The organism is Cupriavidus sp. DL-D2 (assembly GCF_039710735.1).
Taxonomy (GTDB): Bacteria; Pseudomonadota; Gammaproteobacteria; order Burkholderiales; family Burkholderiaceae; genus Cupriavidus.
In genome coordinates, this window is sequence record NZ_JBDKXK010000105.1 from 1 (window position 1) to 19,706 (window position 19,706).

Below are 19,706 nucleotides of genomic sequence, written 5' to 3' on the forward strand. Positions count from 1 at the left end.
AGTCTACCTTTTGAGGTGTCCAGGTTTATTGGACCACTACAGGGGAGACAGGAATCAGCGGGAGAGGGAGAAAACAATCAGTGGATCAAACACCCACTCAATCAAACCCCAACTCCTGCAGCTTCCGCGTGATTGTATTTCTACCGATCCCCAGACGCGTTGCGGCTTCCACACGGCGGCCACGGGTGACGCCTAGTGCGGCTTCGAGTACGGCTTTTTCGAAACGGCGCGTCAGCACATCCATCACCTCGGGCTGACCCGCTTCCAGCATCGACTTCGCTTCGCCTGCCAGCAGGTTTTCCCAGCTTTGCGCGATAGCCGCTGCCGCGAATACCGGCGCGGCAGCCTGGCCAGGAATCACCATGGGCGGGCGCGTTGCCACCATCATGTCGCCATCGCCCGACGCGTGCATGCCGTAGTCGGGCGATTCGATCGCGTCGTATTCGCTGGCCGGTCGCGACTCCGTTGCCAGGGAACGTGCCGGCGCCTGGCTGTCGCCCGTCCCCGTGCCGATCATTTCGCGCGGCAGATCCTTGACCTCGATCGTCTGGGCCGGCGCCATCACGGTGAGCCAGTTGCAGAGGTTCTCCAGCTGGCGCACGTTGCCGGGGAACGGCAGCGTGCTGACGTAGCTCAGCGCCTCGTCTGACATACGCTTCGGTTCTACGCCGAGCTCCTTGGCGCTCTTCTGCAGGAAATGGCGTGCCAGCAGCGTGATGTCCTCCGGACGCTCGCGCAGCGGCGGCAGGCGCAGGCGAATCACGTTCAGGCGGTGAAACAAGTCCTCGCGGAACAGCCCTTCCTTGACGCGCGTTTCCAGGTTCTGGTGGGTGGCAGCAATCACGCGCACGTTGGCACGCAGCGGGTTGTGCCCACCGACGCGATAGAAATTGCCATCGCTCAGCACACGCAGCAGTCGCGTCTGGAGATCGAATGGCATATCGCCGATTTCATCGAGGAACAGCGTGCCGCCTTCGGCCTGTTCGAATCGACCACGCCGCATGGTCTGCGCGCCGGTGAACGCGCCGCGCTCATGGCCGAACAGTTCCGATTCGAGCAGGTCCTTGGGAATTGCCGCGGTGTTCAGCGCGATGAACGGGCCATTGGCACGCGGACTGTGCTTGTGCAGGGCGCGGGCGACGAGCTCCTTGCCGGTCCCTGACTCGCCAGTGATCATCACTGTGACGTTGGACTGCGACAGGCGTCCGATCGCGCGGAATACGTCCTGCATCGCCGGCGCCTGGCCCAGGATCTCGGGCGCATCGACAAGGCGGTCCTCCATTTCTTCTTCGCGCAGGCTCTCTTCGAGCGCACGGCGAATCAGTTCCACCGCCTTGTCCACGTCGAATGGCTTGGCGAGGTACTCGAACGCACCGCCCTGGAACGCCGCCACGGCGCTATCCAGATCCGAGTAGGCGGTCATCACGATGACCGGTAGCCCCGGATGGCGAGCCTTGAGGGCCTGCAACAGGTCGAGGCCGGAACCGCCGGGCATGCGGATATCCGAAATCAGGACCTGCGGCTCGTCCTCTTCCAGCGCCGCAAGCACGTCGCGGACATTGGTAAAACTGCGGGAGAGCAGGCTTTCACGTGCAAGGGCCTTTTCAAGGACCCAGCGGATTGATTGATCGTCGTCGACTATCCAGATCGGCTTCATGTGCGTCGCTTGTCTGCTCGGTGTCATATGGTCTCCCGTGTGACCCGCTGGTCCGCGCGCACCGGAGCGCCGTGGCACAACCGGCGATCAATGCAGCGGCAGCAGGATACGGAAGTCGGTGCAGCCCGGCCGGCTCTCGCATTCGATCAAGCCCTCGTGCTGCTGCACGAAGGTTTGAGCGAGTGTAAGACCGAGACCGCTTCCGCCATCCCTGCCCGAAACCAGCGGGTAGAAGATGCGTTCGCGTATGTCCTCGGGGATGCCCGGGCCGTTATCCGTTACATGCAAGTCCAATGCCAGCTTGTACAAACGCTTGGCAATCGTGACCTGGCGCGCCACGCGAGTGCGCAGGACAATCTGCGCGTCGCCCGCTGCAATACGCTCGTGCAGCGCCTGCGCCGCGTTGTGCACGATGTTCAGCACAGCCTGGATCAACTGTTCCATGTCGCCGCGCAGGTCCGGCAGGCTGGCATCGTAGTCACGCACGATGTCGAGCCCATTCGGGAACTCCGCGAGTACCACGGAGCGCACGCGCTCCAGCACCTCGTGGATATTCAGGTCCGAGACGATATGCGGGTGCCGATGCGGCTCCAGCAACCGGTCCACCAGCGTCTGCAGCCGGTCGGACTCCTTGATGATGACCTGGGTGTATTCGCGCAGCGCCCGTTCGGGCAGTTCGAACTCCAGCAACTGCGCCGCGCCACGAATGCCACCGAGCGGATTCTTGATCTCGTGGGCCAGATTGCGGATCAGTTCCTTGTTGGCCGAAGTGAGATCGAGGATGCGTTCCTCACGGTCGCTCCTGACCTTCTGCTCGTTGAGCAGGATCTCCACCAGCACAGTGCTGGCACTGCCCTCGATGCCGCCAATCACCACGTGCGCATGCAGCGCCTCCTGCAGTGGCGGACGCAGGATCAGGTCCTGGCGGCGCACGTCGATCTGGCGCGCAATGACCGTCTCGATCATCGCATCAAGCTCTTCCGATTCACCGAACAGGTCCGGCAAGGTCAGTTCCACCATGGCCTTGCGGGAGATGGCAAAGCTGGCCTCGGCCGCCGGATTGGCATACACCACGCGCAGGCCCGGCTGGCGCACGAGCAGCACGGGGTTGGCCACCACGTCCAGGCCGGGATGGAAGGTCACGTCGCCCAGCGGCACGACATCGGCCTCGCGCGGCTCCGCCGTGGCGGCATCCGGCTTGCGGTCCGCTCCGGTGACTTTGCGTGAGACTCCGCGAATCAGGCGACGCATTGTTTTCAATCCTTGAGGGTCGACAATTCGCGCTTCAGCGATGCCACGTTGGCCTCGCTGCGCGCGACGTCATCGCGCAGCCGTGCCGTGCGATCGAGATATTTCTGATAGTTGCGCTCGTTGCCCTGGCGCTCGGGTTCGCCGTTGTTGTATTCGGCACGCAACCCGGCAAGCTTGGCTTCCTCGCTCTGCAGCTCCTGCTCCAGCACGCCACGGCGCTCGCCGTCCCGGCTACGCTGCGTAGCGGTATCCACGCGCGGAAACGCCGCCGGCGAAGTGGCTGCTGCCTTGGCTGCGCCGCCCGACGTTGCACCGCCACCGCTGCGCGTGCCGGGCACTGTGACCACGTCCGGCAGGTTCAGCCGCTTGCAGTCCTTGCTGTTGCCGGGATTGCCATTGCGGTACTCAGGCACGCCACCGGCGCCCTTGCACATGTAGACATCCGACGACTGTGCAGGCGCTGGGGCGCTCCACACGGCCAGCAGGCTGGTCACGGCCATCACCAGAATGGTGAAACCCACCCGCATCTGGTGCATTGGCACGCTGTCGGCGCGGCCGTCGATCTGGTTCGGAATCGCTTTCATGAACATCGGCATGAAGGTTAGGAAAAGAGTCCCCATTCTAGCGATCAACGCTTCTGCAAAACAAAAAGGGACAGCCGAAGCCGCCCCTTCCTGGTGCAACTGTTGCCCGGTCGCAACCTGGCAACGCACGACGCGCTTTACAGCGAGTAGTACATGTCGAACTCGATCGGGTGAGTGGTCATGCGGAAACGCGTGACTTCTTCCATCTTGAGTTCGATGTAGGCGTCCAGCATCGAGTTCGAGAACACACCACCGCGCGTCAGGAACTCGCGGTCGTTGTCCAGGTACTCCAGGGACTGGTCGAGGCTCGAGCAGACGGTCGGGATCTTCGCGTCTTCTTCCGGCGGCAGGTCGTACAGGTTCTTGTCAGCCGCTTCGCCCGGGTGGATCTTGTTCATGACGCCGTCCAGGCCAGCCATCAGCAGTGCCGAGAAGCCCAGGTACGGGTTCATCAGCGGATCCGGGAAGCGCGTTTCGATACGGCGGCCCTTCGGGTTGGCAACGTACGGAATACGGATCGAGGCCGAACGGTTACGGGCCGAGTAGGCCAGCTTCACCGGCGCTTCGAAGCCCGGCACCAGACGCTTGTACGAGTTCGTACCCGGGTTGGTGATGGCGTTCAGCGCGCGAGCGTGCTTGATGATGCCGCCGATGTAGTACAGCGCAAATTCCGACAGGCCGGCATAGCCGTTGCCTGCGAACAGGTTCTGGCCGTCCTTCCACACGGACTGGTGAACGTGCATGCCCGAACCGTTGTCGCCAACGATCGGCTTCGGCATGAACGTAGCGGTCTTGCCATACGTGTGTGCCACGTTCTGGATCACGTACTTCTGCAGTTGCGTCCAGTCGGCGCGTTGCACCAGCGTGCTGAAGCGCGTGCCGATTTCGTTCTGGCCCTGGCCAGCCACTTCGTGGTGGTGCACTTCAACGGGAATGCCCAGCGATTCGAGAATCAGGCACATTTCCGAACGCATGTCCTGGAACGTGTCGATCGGGGCAACCGGGAAGTAGCCGCCCTTCTTGCCCGGACGGTGACCGCTGTTGCCGTGCTCGAATTCCTTGGCCGACGACCACGGTGCTTCTTCCGACTGGATCTTCACCGAGCAGCCCTGCATGTCGATGTTCCAGGTCACGCCGTCGAAAATGAAGAACTCGGGTTCCGGACCGAAGAAAGCGGTGTCGCCCAGGCCGGTGCTCTTCAGGTAGGCTTCGGCGCGCTTGGCGATCGAACGCGGGTCGCGGTCGTAGCCCTTGCCGTCCGACGGTTCGATCACGTCGCAGGTCAGGACCAGGGTCGGTTCTTCATAGAACGGGTCGATGTAAGCAGTACCCGAGTCCGGCATCAGCAGCATGTCCGATGCTTCGATACCCTTCCAGCCGGCGATGGACGAACCGTCAAAGGCATGGCCGCTTTCGAACTTGTCTTCGTCGAAGTGCGACGTCGGAACCGAAACGTGCTGTTCCTTGCCCTTGGTATCCGTGAAACGGAAGTCGACGAACTTGACGTCGTTTTCCTTCACGAGCTTCATCACATCTGCAACGCTCTGCGCCATGCCTATCTCCTGGAAATTCGAGGCGGTGTCTGAGAAAGCCATTGTTGGTGCGACCGATCGAAGAACCGATCCAGGCCACCCAAAAGGGACGAGGGATGTTAGCAGAAAGCGTGCCAACGAAGTCCGTCCCACGGCCGCCAATCGCACGGACTTCCCGAAAAACGTGCAGGGGCCGGCGCCATCGCACTGAGACGGGGGACGCGGATTGCATACAACTGACTGCGAACCCACTTTGCCGCGTCGGCCACATCACATCGGCCCCGCCCGTGGGCGTGGGCTCGACACCCATGAAACACCATAACGGTGCGCAACCCAAGGAAACGCACCATACAAGTGCCTTGCCCTTGCATCAGCACCAAAACGATGCGTTCTGGCATCCGCCATTTTTCGGGCCGTCGCAACGGCCGCGCGCTAGAATAGCGCCGATCGGGGCAGGTTCACAGCCCCCTGCCGACCGCGCCCTGCTCCTGTTGTCCTTGCGCATCCCGCCGTAGATATCCCCGCCGCACTCATTGACGCCGTCAGAAAACATGACTACCCGAGACACCCTTTTGCAGACTGCCCACGACCGCCAGCAATCGAGCCAGCTTGCCTACTTCGGCGCGCTGACACCGCAAGAGTCGTATGCCCTACTTCAGGCCGACCCAAAGGCCGTGCTCGTGGACGTCCGCACGCAGGCGGAACTGGATTGGGTGGGTGGCGTTGCCTTGCCGGAGGAGCAACTGGTTCACGTGGAGTGGTCGACATATCCGGGCGGCACGCAGAACCCCAACTTCGTGGCCGAACTTAAGGCTCGCGTTCCCACCGATGCCCCGGTGCTGTTCCTGTGCCGCAGCGCTGCCCGCTCGAAGCATGCCGCACGCGTGGCCACCGAGGCAGGCTACCAGTTTGCGATGGACGTACTCGAAGGCTTCGAAGGTCCGCGCGATGAGGACCATCATCGCAAGACGGTGGAGGGTTGGTGCGTGCGAGGGTTGCCCTGGTTTGGGGCTTGAGGTTTGAATGGTCGCTCTCCCCCTCTCCCGCGAAGTGGGAGAGGGGCGGGAGAGGGAAGCAAACCTAGGGGAATGTCGAAGTCTTTACTACTGTTCGACGATCTCGAACCCCATCGCAGACACCCCACCCAGCAACATCGCATAGGCCGCCGGCACCAGCTCCGCCGGCCCCTTCACGCCGAGATCGATATGGCGTCGTCCAAAGCGGTCGCCGCGCGAGACATCGCCGACTGACGGCAGGCTGAACACGCGGATGCCGGGGAAGGTGTCCTGCACCTGCTCCATCAGCGGCGTGAGCGTCGATTCAGGTGCCTCGAACACATAGAATGCGCGCGATTGTTCCGCGTCACGATGGAACAGCGACGGGTAGTAGTGATCGAGCACCCATTCCATCATCGGCCACGCCATGACCGGGAAACCAGGCATGAAATGGTGATCGGCCACAGAGAAACCCGGAATACGGTTGTAGCTGTTCGGAATGATCCGGGCGCCCGCCGGAAACTCGCCCATCTTGAAGCGATGCTGGTTCTCGGGCCGGGTCAGGTCGGCCTTGACCGGATCCCCTTCCGCCGTCTCCGCGACGCGCAGCGCAATCTGTTCGCGCGCATCAGGATGCAGAGCCAGTTCCACGCCCAGCGCTGCTGCCGCGCATTGGCGCGTGTGATCGTCAGGCGTGGCGCCAATGCCGCCCGTGCAGAACACCACGTCCGAGCCCGCGAACGTGCGGCGCAGCGTGGCCGTGATGCGATCGCGCTCGTCGCCGATGTATTCGGCCCAGTCCAGTGCCAGGCCGCGCGCGGCCAGCAACTCGATGGCGCGGCGCATGTGCTTGTCTTCGCGACGGCCAGAGAGAATCTCGTCGCCAATGACAATCAGACCGAAACCCATGATGCCCCTCTTTCAGGATTGTTCGATGCGGCGCACGTCCGACGGCGCCAGGTCGATAACGTCCGGCCCCACTGGCGGCGGCGTGATGGCGGCACGCTCGGCACGCAGGTCCGTCAGCGCGCGCAGGCAGAAATGGCCGAACCACAACGCCGAGAAGATAAAGATCAGCACGTAGAGCCACAGCGTGCCGGCCAGTACGACCGGAAACAGGAAGATGATGACAGCCGACCAGACCCACAGCAAGGTGGGCGCCGAGCCCAGCAGGCCCACCACCACGCCCATGGTCAGTAGCGGCACGCGATGCCGCTTCATGAGTGTCTTGCGCTCCTCCGCCGTGGCATGTTCGGCCAGTGCGTCGTAGGTCATCACGCGGTAGGTCAGCCAACCCCAGAGCACGGGCGGAATCAGCGCGAAGAACGGCGGGATCAGCCACAGCGGCAGCGTGATCACGATCAGCAGCAGGAACACTACGGTGTTGCCGAGTGCCTGGAACACGCTGCCGGCGATGCTGCCTCCGCGCGCCTTGTGCAGGTCGGGATAGCTGCGCTCCAGGTGCTTTAATACGGCGGGCACCGAGAACAGGCTGATAAAGACAAGCATCGAGGCGATCACCAGCGGAATGGCCAGCGTCAGCACGAATAGCGGCGCCACCACCGTACGCAGCGACTGCAGACCGAGCCAGTCGAGCATCGAATAGATCCAGCTCGTGAAGACGGAGCCTTCGAGCAACGTGCGGGCCGTGCCCATGATTGGCTCCCAGCCCCACCAGATCAAGCCGCCCCAGAGGACGGTGGCCAGGACAAAGGGAATGACGGTCAGCATCAGCATGCGCGGATGCATCTGGCTGACAAGAGCGCGGCCAAACGCGCGGAAGATATCGTTCATGCGATCAGGAGTGGAGAAAGCCCTGAAAGCCTAGCACAGCGCCGTGCGTCTTTCGCCTCCCAAATGTCACCCGAGCCGCAGCAGCCGCTTGATCCCCAGCCATTGCTGGGACAGGAAACCGGCGCCGTAGCTGCGGCCTTTGCCAGCAGGGGGCGGCATCTGATCGCGGATGCCCGTGGGGTAATAGGCTTCCGTGAAGACGGCGGTGCGGAACAGCATGTCCCACCACGGGAAAATCACACCGTAGTTGCAGCCGCCGAGTCGCACGGCGCGGCCATCGGCACCCTGCCGCTCGTGGCCCAGTCCCACGGCGTGGTGCGTGCGATGGAATCGCGGCGATACGATCAGCCGCTCGCCCAGCCAGCCGAAGTGCACGCGCAGATTCGCGTGCTGCAGACTTTGCAGCAACTGCGACAGCGCCACGAGCAGCACGTATTGCGAGGGTTCCACGCCCACCGCCAGTGCCACGGTCGCGAACACGGCGTCGCGCAAGATATCGTCAAGCAGGTGATTGCGGTTATCGCTCCACAGCGTCATCTGGCGCTGGCTGTGATGCACCGCGTGCAGGCTCCACCACCAGCGGTAGGTGTGCGACAACCGGTGATACCAGTAGTCGAGCAGGTCGAAGAGCAGCAGGTAGACGAAGAAGCTGACGAGCGGGATGGCAGTCACGGCGGGCCACCAGTCTTCCACATTCACACGCTGCCAGCCGAGCAGGCGCAGATGGCCTTCGATGCCATCCATCAGCGGCGCCAGCAGGAAGAACATGGCGAGCCGGAACAGTCCAAGCCGGTGGATCACCGTGTAGAGCATGTCGGTGCGGATCGCGGCGCGGTCGGTCACGGCTTCCACGGGGCGCAGTTTTTCCAGCGGCCCGAGGATCAGGAACATCACGGCAATCTGCACCACACCCACCAGCAGCCATTCGGTGCCTGTGAACGCATCCTCGGCGTAACCGCCGAAGCCGAGGTTGTAGACCAGCGGCAGAATGGCATCCTGAAACACGGTGGCTTCGATCTGACCGACCCAAAGGCTTACCCAGTTGGTAAAGGCATCCCACATTATTGTTTCGCTCCCGCCCCGGCCTGAACCGGCCCGTGCTGCACGATCCAGTTCCGGTATAGCGGATGCTCACGCAACGTGGCGAAGCAGAAGCCCTTCTGTTCGAGTCCGGTAATCAGCGGCTCGAGCACGGCTGGCGCCCAGGGGTCCTTGCGCGACCAGATGCCGAGGTGGGCCATCGTGATGTCACCGTCGCGAAGATCGCGCAGTGCCTTGTCGAGCAATGCCTGATTCGGAAATTTCTCGGACGACAACTCGTCGCCCAGGAAGCCTGCCGGCGCCCAGCCTACGTGCTTGAAGCCACACTGCTCGGCCCAGGCCAGCGTCTGCGGCGCGGTACGGCCACCCGGCGCGCGCCAGAGCGGCACCATCTGCTGCCCGGTCATCGACTGGAATGCCTGCGCGCTGCGGCGCAGTTCGGCGCAGAAAGACGCCTCGGTCATGACCGTGTCGCGTCCCGCCTGTGCGCCGAACTGCGGGCGCATCGTGACCTTGCCTTCGCGGACGCTGCGCAGGTAGACGTGATCGAAGGTATGCGTGCCGAACGCGTGGCCATCGGCGGCCAGCGATTTCCAGTACGAAGCCCAGGTGGAATCGAGCGAGTTGTCCTTGTTGACGGTCGGCTCGCTGGCCAGGAAGAACGTCGCCCGGATATGGTGCTTGCGCAGCGTCCGGGCAATCAGTTCGGCCTGGCTCATGCTGCCGGTGTCGAAGGTCAGGTAGAGCGTGCCGGCGCGGCAGGCGCCGGCCTGGTGCGCCGGCTCGGCTGCCAGTGCCACGGCGCTGGCAGATGCCAGAGCCAGCATGGCGATGCGCGAAATCAAGCTGCGCATGATGTCCTCAGCAAGAACGTGTCAACCCATCAATACAGCGGAGCGCGCGTCTTGAAATAGATGCCGTGCGGCGATTTACCTACACGGATCGTCTTCACGAGTTTGCGGCTGGCCACGTCGATCAACCCCACCGAGCGCGCCCAGCGGAACGTCACCCACAGCGTCTTGCCGTCCGCGGTCAGCTCCATGTCGTCGGGCCCCGGCAGCAGACCCGTGATATCGCCCACTTTGGACAACGTCTGCTGGTCGATGATGCTGATCGAGCCGGACACGCGGTTGGTCAGGAACAGGTGGCGCTTGTCGCCCACCGCGCGGAAATTGTGCGCGCCCTTGCCAGTCTGGATCTGCTTGACCACGGTACGCGTGCGCCAGTCAATGACGGCCACGTAGTCCGCGCCGGTCATGCCCACGAGCAGGTATTTCTGATCCGGCGTCACCCAGACGCCAGCGGGTGCTGAACCGGCTTCCATGACCCACATCACCGTCAGCGTGTTCAGGTCGATGGCGGCAATCTGGTTGGAATCCTGCAGCGTGATGAAGGCGATCTTGCTGTCTGCCGTGTACGCGATGTGACTGGGCGTTTTGGCCAACGGGAACTGCTTGGCGATCTTGAGCTGATGGCCATCCCAGCGGTACACGTCCACGCGGTCCAGGCGGTTGCCGGTGGCGATGAACCACTTGCTGTCTGGGGAAAATCCGATCTGGTAGGGATCGTCGATATTCGGCACGCGCTGCTGAACCTTGCCGGTCACCGGATCCAAGAACACCAGATCGTTGCCCACGGCATTCGCCACGATCAGCGACTTGTCGTCGGGCGTGGCGATCAGGTGGTGCGGCTCCTTGCCAACCGGGAAGGTCTCGATGACCTTCTGGGTATCCTTGTCGATTAAGGTGACGCTAGCATCACCTGAATTCAGGATGGTAACCACTTCCGCGAGAGCCGGCGCGGACACCAGGGCCAGCGCCAGGGCGCCAACCGAAACAGCTACGACACGACGCAACGCGAGCATAAGACAGTGGATTTCGATACGAACCGGGCATTCTAACGTTTCGGCTATGGAATGCGCTGACGAACTGAGAGGAATCTTTAGGGTTACTTACATTTGGATACATGTGAGGCGGCGACAGCTTCCGCCGGGTTTTCAGCGCTGCATACTCTCCCAAACCTTCTGCAGCCGCTTCACCGACATGGGCTGCGGCGTCCTCAGTTCCTGCGCGAACAGTGCGATCCGCAGTTCTTCCAGCATCCAGCGGAACTCATCCATGCGCTCATCCACCACCGCGCCCCTGCCCTGCGACCGCAGCATTTTCTCCGCGCGCTGCCATTGCTGGATCAGCGGCGACATTTCCTGCGTGCGCTGACTGTCGCGACCCGGGTCGCCCTTGAGCTTGTCCACGCGCATCGCCATACCCTTGAGATAGCGCGGGAAGTGGACGAGCTGGTTGTACGGCGTATCGGCCACGAATGACTTGCTCATCAGTCGACCGAGTTGCGCCTCCAGATCCTGATAGGCGCTACCATGCGGCTTGGCCTGCAGCAGCTTGCGTGGCAGACCCGCGTACTCCGCCAGGATCGTGCCGACGAGTCGGGCAATTTCCTGCGCCAGCAGCGAGAGTCGTGCCCGCCCCTCTTCCTTGCGCGCGTTGAATTCGGATTCGTTGCGCGGCAGCGGCGGTTGCAGACAGGCGCGTTCCAGCGCCATCAGCACGATCTGGTTGCGCAGTTCCTCCTGCGACCCCAGCGTCATGTACTGCATCGCCATCTGTTGCAGGTTGGGGATGTTTTTTTCGATGAACTTGACCTGCTCGCGCAGTTGCAGCGCAAACAGCCGGCGCAGCCCCACGTGATGGATGCGCGCCGCTTCCTGCGGATCGTCGAAGACTTCCACGTCGCAATGATCGGTGCGATCCACCAGCGCCGGATAGCCAAACAGCGTCTGGTTGCCCTTGCGGATTTCCAGCAGTTCCGGCAATTCGCCGAACGACCACGAGGTCAGGTTCTCGTACTGGCCCGCCTCCGCCGCCGGCACATCGCGCGCGGCAATGTTCTGGAACGATTGCTGCGCCTGTCCGCCAAACTCGGCACGCAATTGGGCCAGGTTGCGGCCCATGTCGAGTTGCCGGCCGTGCTCGTCGATGACCTTGAAGTTCATCGTGTGATGCACCGGCAGCGTCTCGAGCTTGAAATCCGCGCGGCGGATCATGGTGCCAGTCTCGGCGCGGATATCGGCAATCAGCACGTCGATCAGGTCGCCCTCGCCAAACGGCTGTCGATCGACGAAACCGGCTGCGTAATCGGGCAGGGGCACGCAGTGACGGCGCAGTTTCTGCGGCAGCGATTTCAGCAGCAGATGCACCTTCTCCTTGATCATGCCCGGCACGAGCCATTCGGCGCGATCGGGCCGCACCTGGTTCAGTGCGTAGAGCGGCACAGTCAGCGTCACTCCGTCGCGATGGCTGCCCGGCTCGAAGTGGTACGTCAAACCCATGTCGATGCCGGCCACGGGCAGGATCTTCGGGAACAGGTCGGTCGTGATGCCGGCCGCCTCGTGACGCATCAGTTCGTCACGATTCAGGTACAGCAACTTGCGATCCTTGGGCAGCTTTGCGGCCTCGGCCTGATACCACTGCTCGAACGACACCTGATTGTGGATGTCGGCGGGAATCGCACCATCGTAGAACGCATAGATCAGCGCGTCGTCCACCAGCACGTCCTGCCGGCGCGACTTGTGTTCCAGATTCTCGATCTCGCGCACCAGACGCTGGTTATGGGCGAAGAATGGCAGGCGCGTATCGAACTCGCCTTCCACCAATGCGCCACGGATAAACAGTTCGCGCGCCTCTTTCGGATTCATCGGCCCGAAATGCACGCGCCGGTGCTGATACACGGGCAGGCCATACAGCGTGCCGCGCTCCATCGCCACCACCTGCCCCGCCTTTTTCTCCCAGTGCGGCTCGCTCCAGCTCACGTTGAGCAGATGGCGCCCCACCTGTTCGATCCATTCGGGCTCCACACGCGCCAGCGTACGGGCGAACAGGCGGCTGGTCTCCACCAGTTCGGCGGCGATGATCCAGCGCCCCACCTTGCGGGCGATCAGCGAACCCGGCCACAGGTGGAACTTGATGCCCCGCGCGCCCAGGTACTCGCGGCCCTTGCCATCGGCTTCCTCGAGTTTCAAGCCCACGTTGCCGAGCAAACCGGTCAGCAGCGCCTTGTGCACCTGTTCGAAGGTCGGCTCGCTCTCGTTCAATCGCCAGCCCTGCTCGCTGACGGTGGTCAGCAGTTGCGAATGCACATCGCGCCATTCGCGCAGCCGTACGTGCGACAGGAAGTTGCTGCGGCACTGATCCTGCAACTGGCGGTTGGTCTTCTTGTGCGCCACCGCTTCCTCGAACCACTTCCACAGCTTGACCCAACCGAGGAACTCGGACTTTTCGTCCATGAACTTGCGATGGGCCTGATCGGCGGCTTCCTGTGCATCGGGCGGACGGTCGCGCGGGTCCTGCACCGACAGCGCGCTGGCGATGATCAGCACCTCGCGCAGACACTGGTGATCGCGCGCGGCCAGAATCATGCGGGCCACGCGGGGGTCCAGCGGCAACTTGGCCACCTGCCGGCCCGTGGACGTGAGCTGATTCGATTCATCGAGCGCACCCAGTTCCTGCAGCAACTGGTAGCCATCGGCCACGGCGCGGCCCAGCGGCGGCTCGATGAACGGGAACGCCTCGATATCGGTCAGCCGCAGCGCCTTCATGCGCAGGATCACGGCAGCCAGCGACGAGCGCAGGATCTCCGGATCGGTAAAGCGCGCACGGCCCTGGTAATCGCTTTCCTCGTAGAGCCGGATACAGACGCCATCGGCCACGCGGCCGCAACGACCCGCGCGCTGGTTGGCGGCGGCTTGCGAAATCGACTCGACCTGGAGTTGCTCGACCTTGTTGCGGTACGAATACCGCTTCACGCGCGCCAGCCCGGTATCGACGACGTAGCGGATGCCCGGCACGGTCAGCGAAGTTTCCGCCACGTTGGTGGCCAGCACGATGCGGCGCGCGTTGGATGGCCGGAACACGCGCTCCTGATCCTGCACGGACAAGCGCGCGAACAGCGGCAGGATCTCCGTATGCGGCGGATGGTGCTTGCGTAGCGCCTCGGCCGCCTCGCGGATTTCGCGCTCGCCAGGCAGGAAGACCAGTACGTCGCCCGGGCCCAGGCGGCAAAGCTCGTCCACGGCGTCGACGATGCCATCGAACAGGTCGCGCTCGCGTGCTTTCTCGCCCTTCGGCGGGGCGTCGGCCGGCTTGTCCTCCTGAATCGGTCGGTAGCGAACTTCCACGGGATACAGCCGTCCGCTGACCTCGATCACCGGCGCCGGCTTGCCATTGCGCGCGAAATGCTCGGCAAAGCGCTTTGCATCGATCGTCGCCGACGTGATGATGACCTTGAGATCCGGCCGCTTGGGCAGGATCTGGCGCAGGTAGCCGATCAGGAAATCGATGTTGAGGCTGCGTTCGTGCGCCTCGTCGATGATGATCGTGTCATAGGCGCGCAGGAGCGGGTCATTCTGCGTCTCGGCCAGCAAGATGCCGTCGGTCATCAGCTTGACCGAGGCGCCTGCGGACATCGCGTCGTTGAACCGCACCTGGTAACCCACGTGCTCGCCCACCGGCGTGCCCAGTTCCTGCGCGATTCGCTTGGCCGTGGACGTGGCCGCGATCCGCCGGGGCTGCGTGTGGCCGATCAGCCCGCCGCCGGGCTTGCCTTCCCGCGCCGGCCCGCGCCCGATCGACAGCGCGATCTTCGGCAACTGCGTGGTCTTGCCCGAGCCGGTCTCGCCGGACACGATAACCACCTGGTTGTCGCGCATGGCCTGCGCGATCTCGTCGCGGCGGGCCGAAACCGGCAGCGCCTCGGGGAACGTGATCTCAGGCAGCGGATTGGCCAAGCGCTCCGGCTGTAGCGGACGCGGCTCACGCGGAGGACGAGGTGGTCGAGGCGCGCCGTCTGCTGGTTTTTGAGACCGGGGCGGCCGGGCCTGCTGCTGCGGCTTGGCGGCCTGAATCGGCTGCGGCTTCTGCTGCGCCTTCTGCGGCTGACGGGGCGGCCGCGTGCCGCCGCCTGCGTCACGCGGAGCGGGCTGCTGACTGGCCGATTTCGATGGGGCCGCGGCAGGCTGGGCCGGGGCTTGTTTGGCGGGGCGTTGTGCTGACATTGGCCGGGATTATAATCCGCCGCATGAACGCCAGAACCGACTCCCCCGCACAGGACCCCGATCCTGCCGCCGCCCCTGCCCCGACCGCTCCTGCCTTGGACGCTCAGTCCGAAGTGCCTGCGCCCGTCACGCCGATTCCGTCCGCCCTGGCAGGCGCCGAACTGGCCGAAGCCAGCCCGCCGGACCAACAGCAGTTCGTGGACTGGCTGCGCGCCGTGGCCCCGTACATCCACACGTTCCGAGGCAAGACCTTCGTGATCGCCTTCAGCGGCGAACTGGTCAAGGCCGGTGTGCTCAACGCACTGGTCAACGACGTGGCGCTGCTGCACGCGATGGGCATGCACGTAGTACTGGTGTTCGGCTCGCGGCCGCAGGTGGAAGAACAGCTTGCGCTGCGCAACGTGCAGTCGCAGTACGCCGATGGCGTGCGCATCACCGACAACGCGGCGCTGGAATGCGCCAAGGAAGCTGCCGGCGAACTGCGCCTCGACATCGAGGCCGCCTTCAGCCAGGGCCTGCCAAACACGCCGATGGCCGGCGCGCAGCTCTCTGTGATTTCCGGCAACTTCATCACCGCTCGGCCAGTGGGCATCGTCAATGGCGTGGACTACCAGCACACGGGACTCGTGCGCAAGGTGGATGACGAATCCATGCGCATGTCGCTGTCGCACGGCAAGGTGGTGCTGCTGTCGCCACTGGGCTTCTCGCCCACCGGGCAGGCGTTCAACCTGTCGATGGAAGATGTGGCCAGCGCCACGGCCAGCGCGCTCAAGGCCGACAAGCTGATCTACATCACCGAAGTGCCAGGCGTGCCCGATGCCGTGGGCAAGCTGATGAAGGAGATGTCGCTGCGTACCGCCATGGAGCGCCTGCAGAACAATCACCTGCCGCCTGACGTGGCCTATTACCTCCAGCATCTGGTCAAGGCGCTGCGCAACGGTGTGCCGCGTGCCCACCTGATTCCGTTCGACCTCGATGGTTCGGTGCTGCTGGAACTGTTCCTGCACGATGGCGTGGGCACGATGGTGTCCGATACCGATCTGGAAAGCCTGCGCGAAGCCACGCTCGACGACGTGGGCGGCATCCTGCAACTGATCGCCCCGTTGGAAGCCGATGGCACTTTGGTGCCACGCGGACGCCACCTGATCGAGCGCGACATCGACAAGTTCTCGGTCATCGAGCACGACAATGTGCTGTTCGGCTGCGCCGCGCTCTACGAATTCCCGCGCGAGAACATGGGAGAGATGGCCTGCCTGACCGTTTCCTCGGAAGCGCAGGGCACCGGCGACGGCGAGCGGCTGCTCAAGCGCATCGAGCGCCGCGCCCGTACGCTGGGACTCGAGCGTCTGTTCGTACTCACCACGCGCACCGAGCACTGGTTCCTGAAACGTGGTTTCGTCCACGCCAGCGTGGACGACCTGCCCGAAGACAAGCGCAAGCTCTACAACTGGCAGCGCAAGTCGATGGTGCTGATGAAGAAGCTGTAACCCCTGGTACGACATAACAATATGCGCCGCAGGGACATGGGCAGCCGCCGCTGCCCCGTCCCGCGAGCTTGGCTACAATAGCGCCCACACGAAAGAAGGAGTCCCACATGGCCCGCATGGTCCAATGCGTCAAACTGAACAAGGAAGCGGAAGGTCTCGACTTCCCCCCGCTGCCGGGCGAACTCGGCAAGAAGATCTGGCAAAGCGTCTCGAAGGAAGCCTGGGCCGGCTGGCTCAAGCACCAGACGATGCTGATCAATGAAAACCGCCTGAACATGGCCGACACCCGCGCGCGCCAGTACCTGCTCAAGCAGACCGAGAAGTATTTCTTCGGTGAAGGCGCTGATCAAGCCATGGGTTACGTGCCGCCGCCTTCGGCTTAAGCGGTTCCGCTCCCGCTACTGGTTTGCTCCCCTCTCCCGTGCACGGGAGAGGGGAAATATTCCACCTCCCGCCGCTTCGGCAATCCATTCCCCCCACCCTGTCTTGCCCCCTACTCTGCGCTGACGACGGCGCACTGCGCGCTGCGTACACAACCAGGCGGAGGCAGGAACCATGGCAATTCTTTTCGACATCAAGGTGGAGAGCGGCGCGTCGCAGTGGTACGGCGTGATCTCGATCTCGAATATCCGCAACAGCGACGGCACGGCCGTCAGGGTCGAGCACTTCCTCGGATTGAAGTTCCGCTCCCCGGCAGCCGTGCAGCCCACCGACTTCAATCTTCAGTTGCAAAGCTGGCGGGCCACCACGGCCCGGACCCAGAACGATCAGATCGACGGACAGCACTGGAACGTCGAGGCGGAGGTCGGCCTCGAATCCGCCTATACGTTCGCGGCAACGGACAAGGTGCAGATCGGCATCAACGGCGATCTGACCGGCGACGATGTCGAGACCTACTTGTCGTCGTTTGCTCTGGCCGCCGATGCATTGCCCAGTACCAACGGCACGGTGCGCATCCAGACGGCCTCCGCTCCCGACCCCGCGCTGTACTCCGTGGCGCAGACCGTTACCTTTACGGAAGGCTCGCAGATCCATGCGCAGGCCGTGTCGCCGGGCACGACCACGCCGATTTCGTTGCCCAGTGGCAACTACCAGGTGTCGGTGAGCCCGCTCGCCAACCACACCTATACCGTGGTGGCCAATGCGCAGGTGCATCCCACCAGCATCGCGCTGTCAGCAGGTGGCACGGCCGCGCTCGTCATCGACTATGGCCCGGCCCAGCACTATGCCCGCCTCGACCTCGCCGTCGGGCCGATCCCCGTTCTGGACGATGAGGAACTCGACATCAGCGTGGTGGTCCGCAACACCGGCGAGGTCCTGGCCGAAGTTGGCTTGGCTCCCGACAACATGCTGCCGCTGACTGGCCTGCCGACGGCGGGTGCGGTGGATGTGAACGCCAGGACGATCAGCCTGAACAACGTGTGCTACAGCTTCCCATCCAAGCTGCGCAACCTGACCGCATCGGTGGAAGCGGTCGTGTTCACCGAGGCCGAGATGACATCCACCGCAGTGGACACCGGTGGTTATGTCACGCTGCCGGTATTCATCACGTCCGACGTGGCCGTGGCGACGCCACTCACCGTGCGGCTCGTGGCACCGAACATGACCTACAAGCAGGACTTCCACCTGCTGGCGGGCACGCATATCTACGACTTCGCCGTACCGGTGCAGCCCCAGCACTACGACGTCGAGGTCTCGGACTTCATCATCGACGGCACGGTCCACAACGTCTTCACACCTGCGCAGGCGCTGGTACTGCCCAACGGCACCTCGCGGCTGACCATCGACGTGGCCAAGGGTGCCAACCTGAACGTGCGCGGCTTTCCCAGCTTTCTGAGCTTCGGCGGCTGCGCTGACCTGACGCCGGGCAATGCGGCGGATTTCGTGGCCGCGCGCGCATCGTCGGTGTTCAAGTACGCGGGCTTCGACGGCGCGGGCGATGCCAACGTCTATCTGACCTCCGACAACCAGACCACGGCCACGGTGCTGCTCGCACGCGATGTGGAGCGGCAGATCGGTGGCGGGCACAAGGTGTTGCCGGTGATCGTCTCGTACACATGCAACCTGTCGCTCGGTGACACGCCCACGCAACTCGCCAACAAGCAGGGCCTGGCGCACAGCTTCGGCAACCTGATCCTCTCGCTGAATCTGGTGAACGAGCACATCGATGCCGATCACCCCGTGCCTGCTGGCTACGTCATCAACCCCGACTTCCTGGGCGCGTGCCAGCAAGGCGGATTCGGCCCCGAGTACGCCATGCCCGTGCGCGAGCCACTGCGGATGGCGCTCGACCACTGGAACGTGGCGGCCACCATTCCCTCGCACATCGAGGAAAACATTCGGGGCTATGTGGCAGCGGTGAACTGGCTGTTCCGCACCATCGCCCCCGCTGTGACGTACGGCTGGCAGGTCAACCTCTGGGGGGTGGGGGCGTCGGAGTGGATCTACTCGTCCGATGATGCACCGCGCCTCAACGCGCTGGAGACAGCGGCCTTCATCCGCGCGATGCGCGTCCACGAAGGTCCGGACGTGCCGGACTTCCTGGCCGTGGACCGCTACGAGGCCGACGATTTCACGATCCGCAGCTACGCCAACGGCTACTGCTACTGGACGCACGAGTGGGAGCGATTCTTCGACTTCTGCGCTGGTCTGAGCCGCGACCTGAAGTTTCCGATCATGCCGTGGCAGGTTCCGGCCAGCCATGCGCCGCTGGTCAGCGATGCGGTCAACGTCGACTTCGACACCCAGAACTGGGGCACGGGCGGCACCTACATCTTCGGCGACGCAGCCATTGGCTCGGACTATCACAACATCCACCCAAGGATTGTCGCGCTGCAATTCCCCCAGGCATTCCACTGGGCAATGGGCAGCACCGCCGAAGACATGTTCAAGCGCTCGGAGCCGTTCGACGTCAGCGTGCCCGCCTATGGCGACTTCCCGTATCGCGGCATCTTCACAATGCTGCTCGGCGGCGGCGCGACGACGGGGATCATCTCGACGGTGGGCGACGACACATCGTTCGTGCGTGACAAGCTGGCGGCCTATATGAACAACCCGATCAGTTTTATGGCGGACAAGGTCGGGCAGGATGCGCCGAAGGTGCTGCGGCGGGCGAAGGCACGGCGGAAGATTTGCCGGTAGGCATTTGATTTCCCGCCGGTCCGCTCCCCTCTCCCGCGTTGCGGGAGAGGGGCTGGGGGTGAGGGCCGGAGGTTCTGCTTTCCGACCACATCGCAATTTGCACCGCATGCCCTCTCCCTGTAGTGGTCAAGTAATCTTGGACACTTTTTCAGGCAGACCT

The 19,706-nt window shown here is 63.6% G+C and carries 14 protein-coding genes; 4 read left to right on the forward strand and 10 right to left on the reverse strand.

Annotation, left to right across the window (positions count from 1 at the left end):
* Nucleotides 1–97: 97 nt before the first annotated feature.
* The 4 genes from ntrC to ABDB81_RS29715 all read right to left on the reverse strand — a co-directional run bounded on the left by ntrC (nucleotide 98) and on the right by ABDB81_RS29715 (nucleotide 5,045).
* Nucleotides 98–1,657 (reverse strand): nitrogen regulation protein NR(I), encoded by a 1,560-nt coding sequence (gene ntrC / locus ABDB81_RS29700; protein WP_137927204.1) that lies wholly within the window; start codon nucleotides 1,655–1,657, stop codon nucleotides 98–100.
* Between the two features lie 87 nt (nucleotides 1,658–1,744).
* A complete protein-coding gene (gene glnL, locus ABDB81_RS29705) occupies nucleotides 1,745–2,908 on the reverse strand; it encodes a nitrogen regulation protein NR(II) (RefSeq protein WP_137927180.1) in 1,164 nt (387 codons plus the stop codon).
* 5 nt (nucleotides 2,909–2,913) lie between these two features.
* Nucleotides 2,914–3,444 carry a DUF4124 domain-containing protein gene (locus tag ABDB81_RS29710; RefSeq protein WP_237380293.1) on the reverse strand — a complete coding sequence of 177 codons (531 nt, stop codon included), beginning with the start codon at nucleotides 3,442–3,444 and terminating at the stop codon, nucleotides 2,914–2,916.
* 185 nt (nucleotides 3,445–3,629) lie between these two features.
* On the reverse strand, nucleotides 3,630–5,045 hold the full coding sequence (locus tag ABDB81_RS29715) for a 3-hydroxylaminophenol mutase (protein ID WP_137927179.1): 1,416 nt from the start codon (nucleotides 5,043–5,045) through the stop codon (nucleotides 3,630–3,632).
* A 530-nt stretch (nucleotides 5,046–5,575) separates the two neighbouring features.
* On the opposite strand from ABDB81_RS29715, the gene ABDB81_RS29720 reads away from it, so the two are divergent.
* Nucleotides 5,576–6,040 (forward strand): rhodanese-like domain-containing protein, encoded by a 465-nt coding sequence (locus tag ABDB81_RS29720; RefSeq protein ID WP_137927178.1) that lies wholly within the window; start codon nucleotides 5,576–5,578, stop codon nucleotides 6,038–6,040.
* A gap of 87 nt (nucleotides 6,041–6,127) precedes the next feature.
* On the opposite strand, the gene ABDB81_RS29725 is transcribed toward ABDB81_RS29720, so the two are convergent.
* From ABDB81_RS29725 to hrpA, 6 genes are all read right to left on the reverse strand, one after another.
* The gene (locus ABDB81_RS29725; RefSeq protein WP_346814324.1) at nucleotides 6,128–6,928 is read right to left on the reverse strand and encodes a molybdopterin-binding protein; all 801 of its coding nucleotides are present in this window, start codon (nucleotides 6,926–6,928) and stop codon (nucleotides 6,128–6,130) included.
* A 12-nt stretch (nucleotides 6,929–6,940) separates the two neighbouring features.
* Complete coding sequence (locus ABDB81_RS29730) at nucleotides 6,941–7,813, reverse strand: EI24 domain-containing protein (protein ID WP_346814325.1); 873 nt, start codon at nucleotides 7,811–7,813, stop codon at nucleotides 6,941–6,943.
* Nucleotides 7,814–7,879: 66 nt separating this feature from the next.
* Nucleotides 7,880–8,875 carry a sterol desaturase family protein gene (locus ABDB81_RS29735; protein ID WP_346814326.1) on the reverse strand — a complete coding sequence of 332 codons (996 nt, stop codon included), beginning with the start codon at nucleotides 8,873–8,875 and terminating at the stop codon, nucleotides 7,880–7,882.
* Nucleotides 8,875–9,708 carry a polysaccharide deacetylase family protein gene (locus ABDB81_RS29740; protein ID WP_346814327.1) on the reverse strand — a complete coding sequence of 278 codons (834 nt, stop codon included), beginning with the start codon at nucleotides 9,706–9,708 and terminating at the stop codon, nucleotides 8,875–8,877. Before ABDB81_RS29740 ends, ABDB81_RS29735 begins: the two co-directional genes overlap by 1 nt.
* Nucleotides 9,709–9,737: 29 nt before the next feature.
* Nucleotides 9,738–10,718, reverse strand: a complete 981-nt coding sequence (locus ABDB81_RS29745) for a cytochrome D1 domain-containing protein (RefSeq protein WP_137927173.1) — start codon at nucleotides 10,716–10,718, stop codon at nucleotides 9,738–9,740.
* 132 nt (nucleotides 10,719–10,850) lie between these two features.
* Nucleotides 10,851–14,918, reverse strand: coding sequence for an ATP-dependent RNA helicase HrpA (gene hrpA, locus ABDB81_RS29750; RefSeq protein WP_346814328.1), 4,068 nt, complete (start codon nucleotides 14,916–14,918; stop codon nucleotides 10,851–10,853).
* A 23-nt stretch (nucleotides 14,919–14,941) separates the two neighbouring features.
* Here hrpA and argA point away from each other — a divergent pair, with 23 nt between their 5' ends.
* From argA to ABDB81_RS29765, 3 genes are all read left to right on the forward strand, one after another.
* Nucleotides 14,942–16,405 carry an amino-acid N-acetyltransferase gene (gene argA / locus ABDB81_RS29755; protein WP_160472563.1) on the forward strand — a complete coding sequence of 488 codons (1,464 nt, stop codon included), beginning with the start codon at nucleotides 14,942–14,944 and terminating at the stop codon, nucleotides 16,403–16,405.
* Nucleotides 16,406–16,512: 107 nt separating this feature from the next.
* Nucleotides 16,513–16,788, forward strand: coding sequence for an oxidative damage protection protein (locus ABDB81_RS29760; RefSeq protein ID WP_137926202.1), 276 nt, complete (start codon nucleotides 16,513–16,515; stop codon nucleotides 16,786–16,788).
* A 172-nt stretch (nucleotides 16,789–16,960) separates the two neighbouring features.
* A complete protein-coding gene (locus ABDB81_RS29765; RefSeq protein WP_346814329.1) occupies nucleotides 16,961–19,546 on the forward strand; it encodes a hypothetical protein in 2,586 nt (861 codons plus the stop codon).
* Nucleotides 19,547–19,706 lie beyond the last annotated feature (160 nt).

What these genes read in the sequence shown, in the direction of transcription:
- ntrC (WP_137927204.1), bottom strand. Translation starts at nt 1,657, where the DNA reads ATGAAGCCGATCTGGATAGTCGACGACGATCAATCAATCCGCTGGGTC.
- glnL (WP_137927180.1), bottom strand. Translation starts at nt 2,908, where the DNA reads ATGCGTCGCCTGATTCGCGGAGTCTCACGCAAAGTCACCGGAGCGGAC.
- ABDB81_RS29710 (WP_237380293.1), bottom strand. Translation starts at nt 3,444, where the DNA reads ATGCACCAGATGCGGGTGGGTTTCACCATTCTGGTGATGGCCGTGACC.
- ABDB81_RS29715 (WP_137927179.1), bottom strand. Translation starts at nt 5,045, where the DNA reads ATGGCGCAGAGCGTTGCAGATGTGATGAAGCTCGTGAAGGAAAACGAC.
- ABDB81_RS29720 (WP_137927178.1), top strand. Translation starts at nt 5,576, where the DNA reads ATGACTACCCGAGACACCCTTTTGCAGACTGCCCACGACCGCCAGCAA.
- ABDB81_RS29725 (WP_346814324.1), bottom strand. Translation starts at nt 6,928, where the DNA reads ATGGGTTTCGGTCTGATTGTCATTGGCGACGAGATTCTCTCTGGCCGT.
- ABDB81_RS29730 (WP_346814325.1), bottom strand. Translation starts at nt 7,813, where the DNA reads ATGAACGATATCTTCCGCGCGTTTGGCCGCGCTCTTGTCAGCCAGATG.
- ABDB81_RS29735 (WP_346814326.1), bottom strand. Translation starts at nt 8,875, where the DNA reads ATGTGGGATGCCTTTACCAACTGGGTAAGCCTTTGGGTCGGTCAGATC.
- ABDB81_RS29740 (WP_346814327.1), bottom strand. Translation starts at nt 9,708, where the DNA reads ATGCGCAGCTTGATTTCGCGCATCGCCATGCTGGCTCTGGCATCTGCC.
- ABDB81_RS29745 (WP_137927173.1), bottom strand. Translation starts at nt 10,718, where the DNA reads ATGCTCGCGTTGCGTCGTGTCGTAGCTGTTTCGGTTGGCGCCCTGGCG.
- hrpA (WP_346814328.1), bottom strand. Translation starts at nt 14,918, where the DNA reads ATGTCAGCACAACGCCCCGCCAAACAAGCCCCGGCCCAGCCTGCCGCG.
- argA (WP_160472563.1), top strand. Translation starts at nt 14,942, where the DNA reads ATGAACGCCAGAACCGACTCCCCCGCACAGGACCCCGATCCTGCCGCC.
- ABDB81_RS29760 (WP_137926202.1), top strand. Translation starts at nt 16,513, where the DNA reads ATGGCCCGCATGGTCCAATGCGTCAAACTGAACAAGGAAGCGGAAGGT.
- ABDB81_RS29765 (WP_346814329.1), top strand. Translation starts at nt 16,961, where the DNA reads ATGGCAATTCTTTTCGACATCAAGGTGGAGAGCGGCGCGTCGCAGTGG.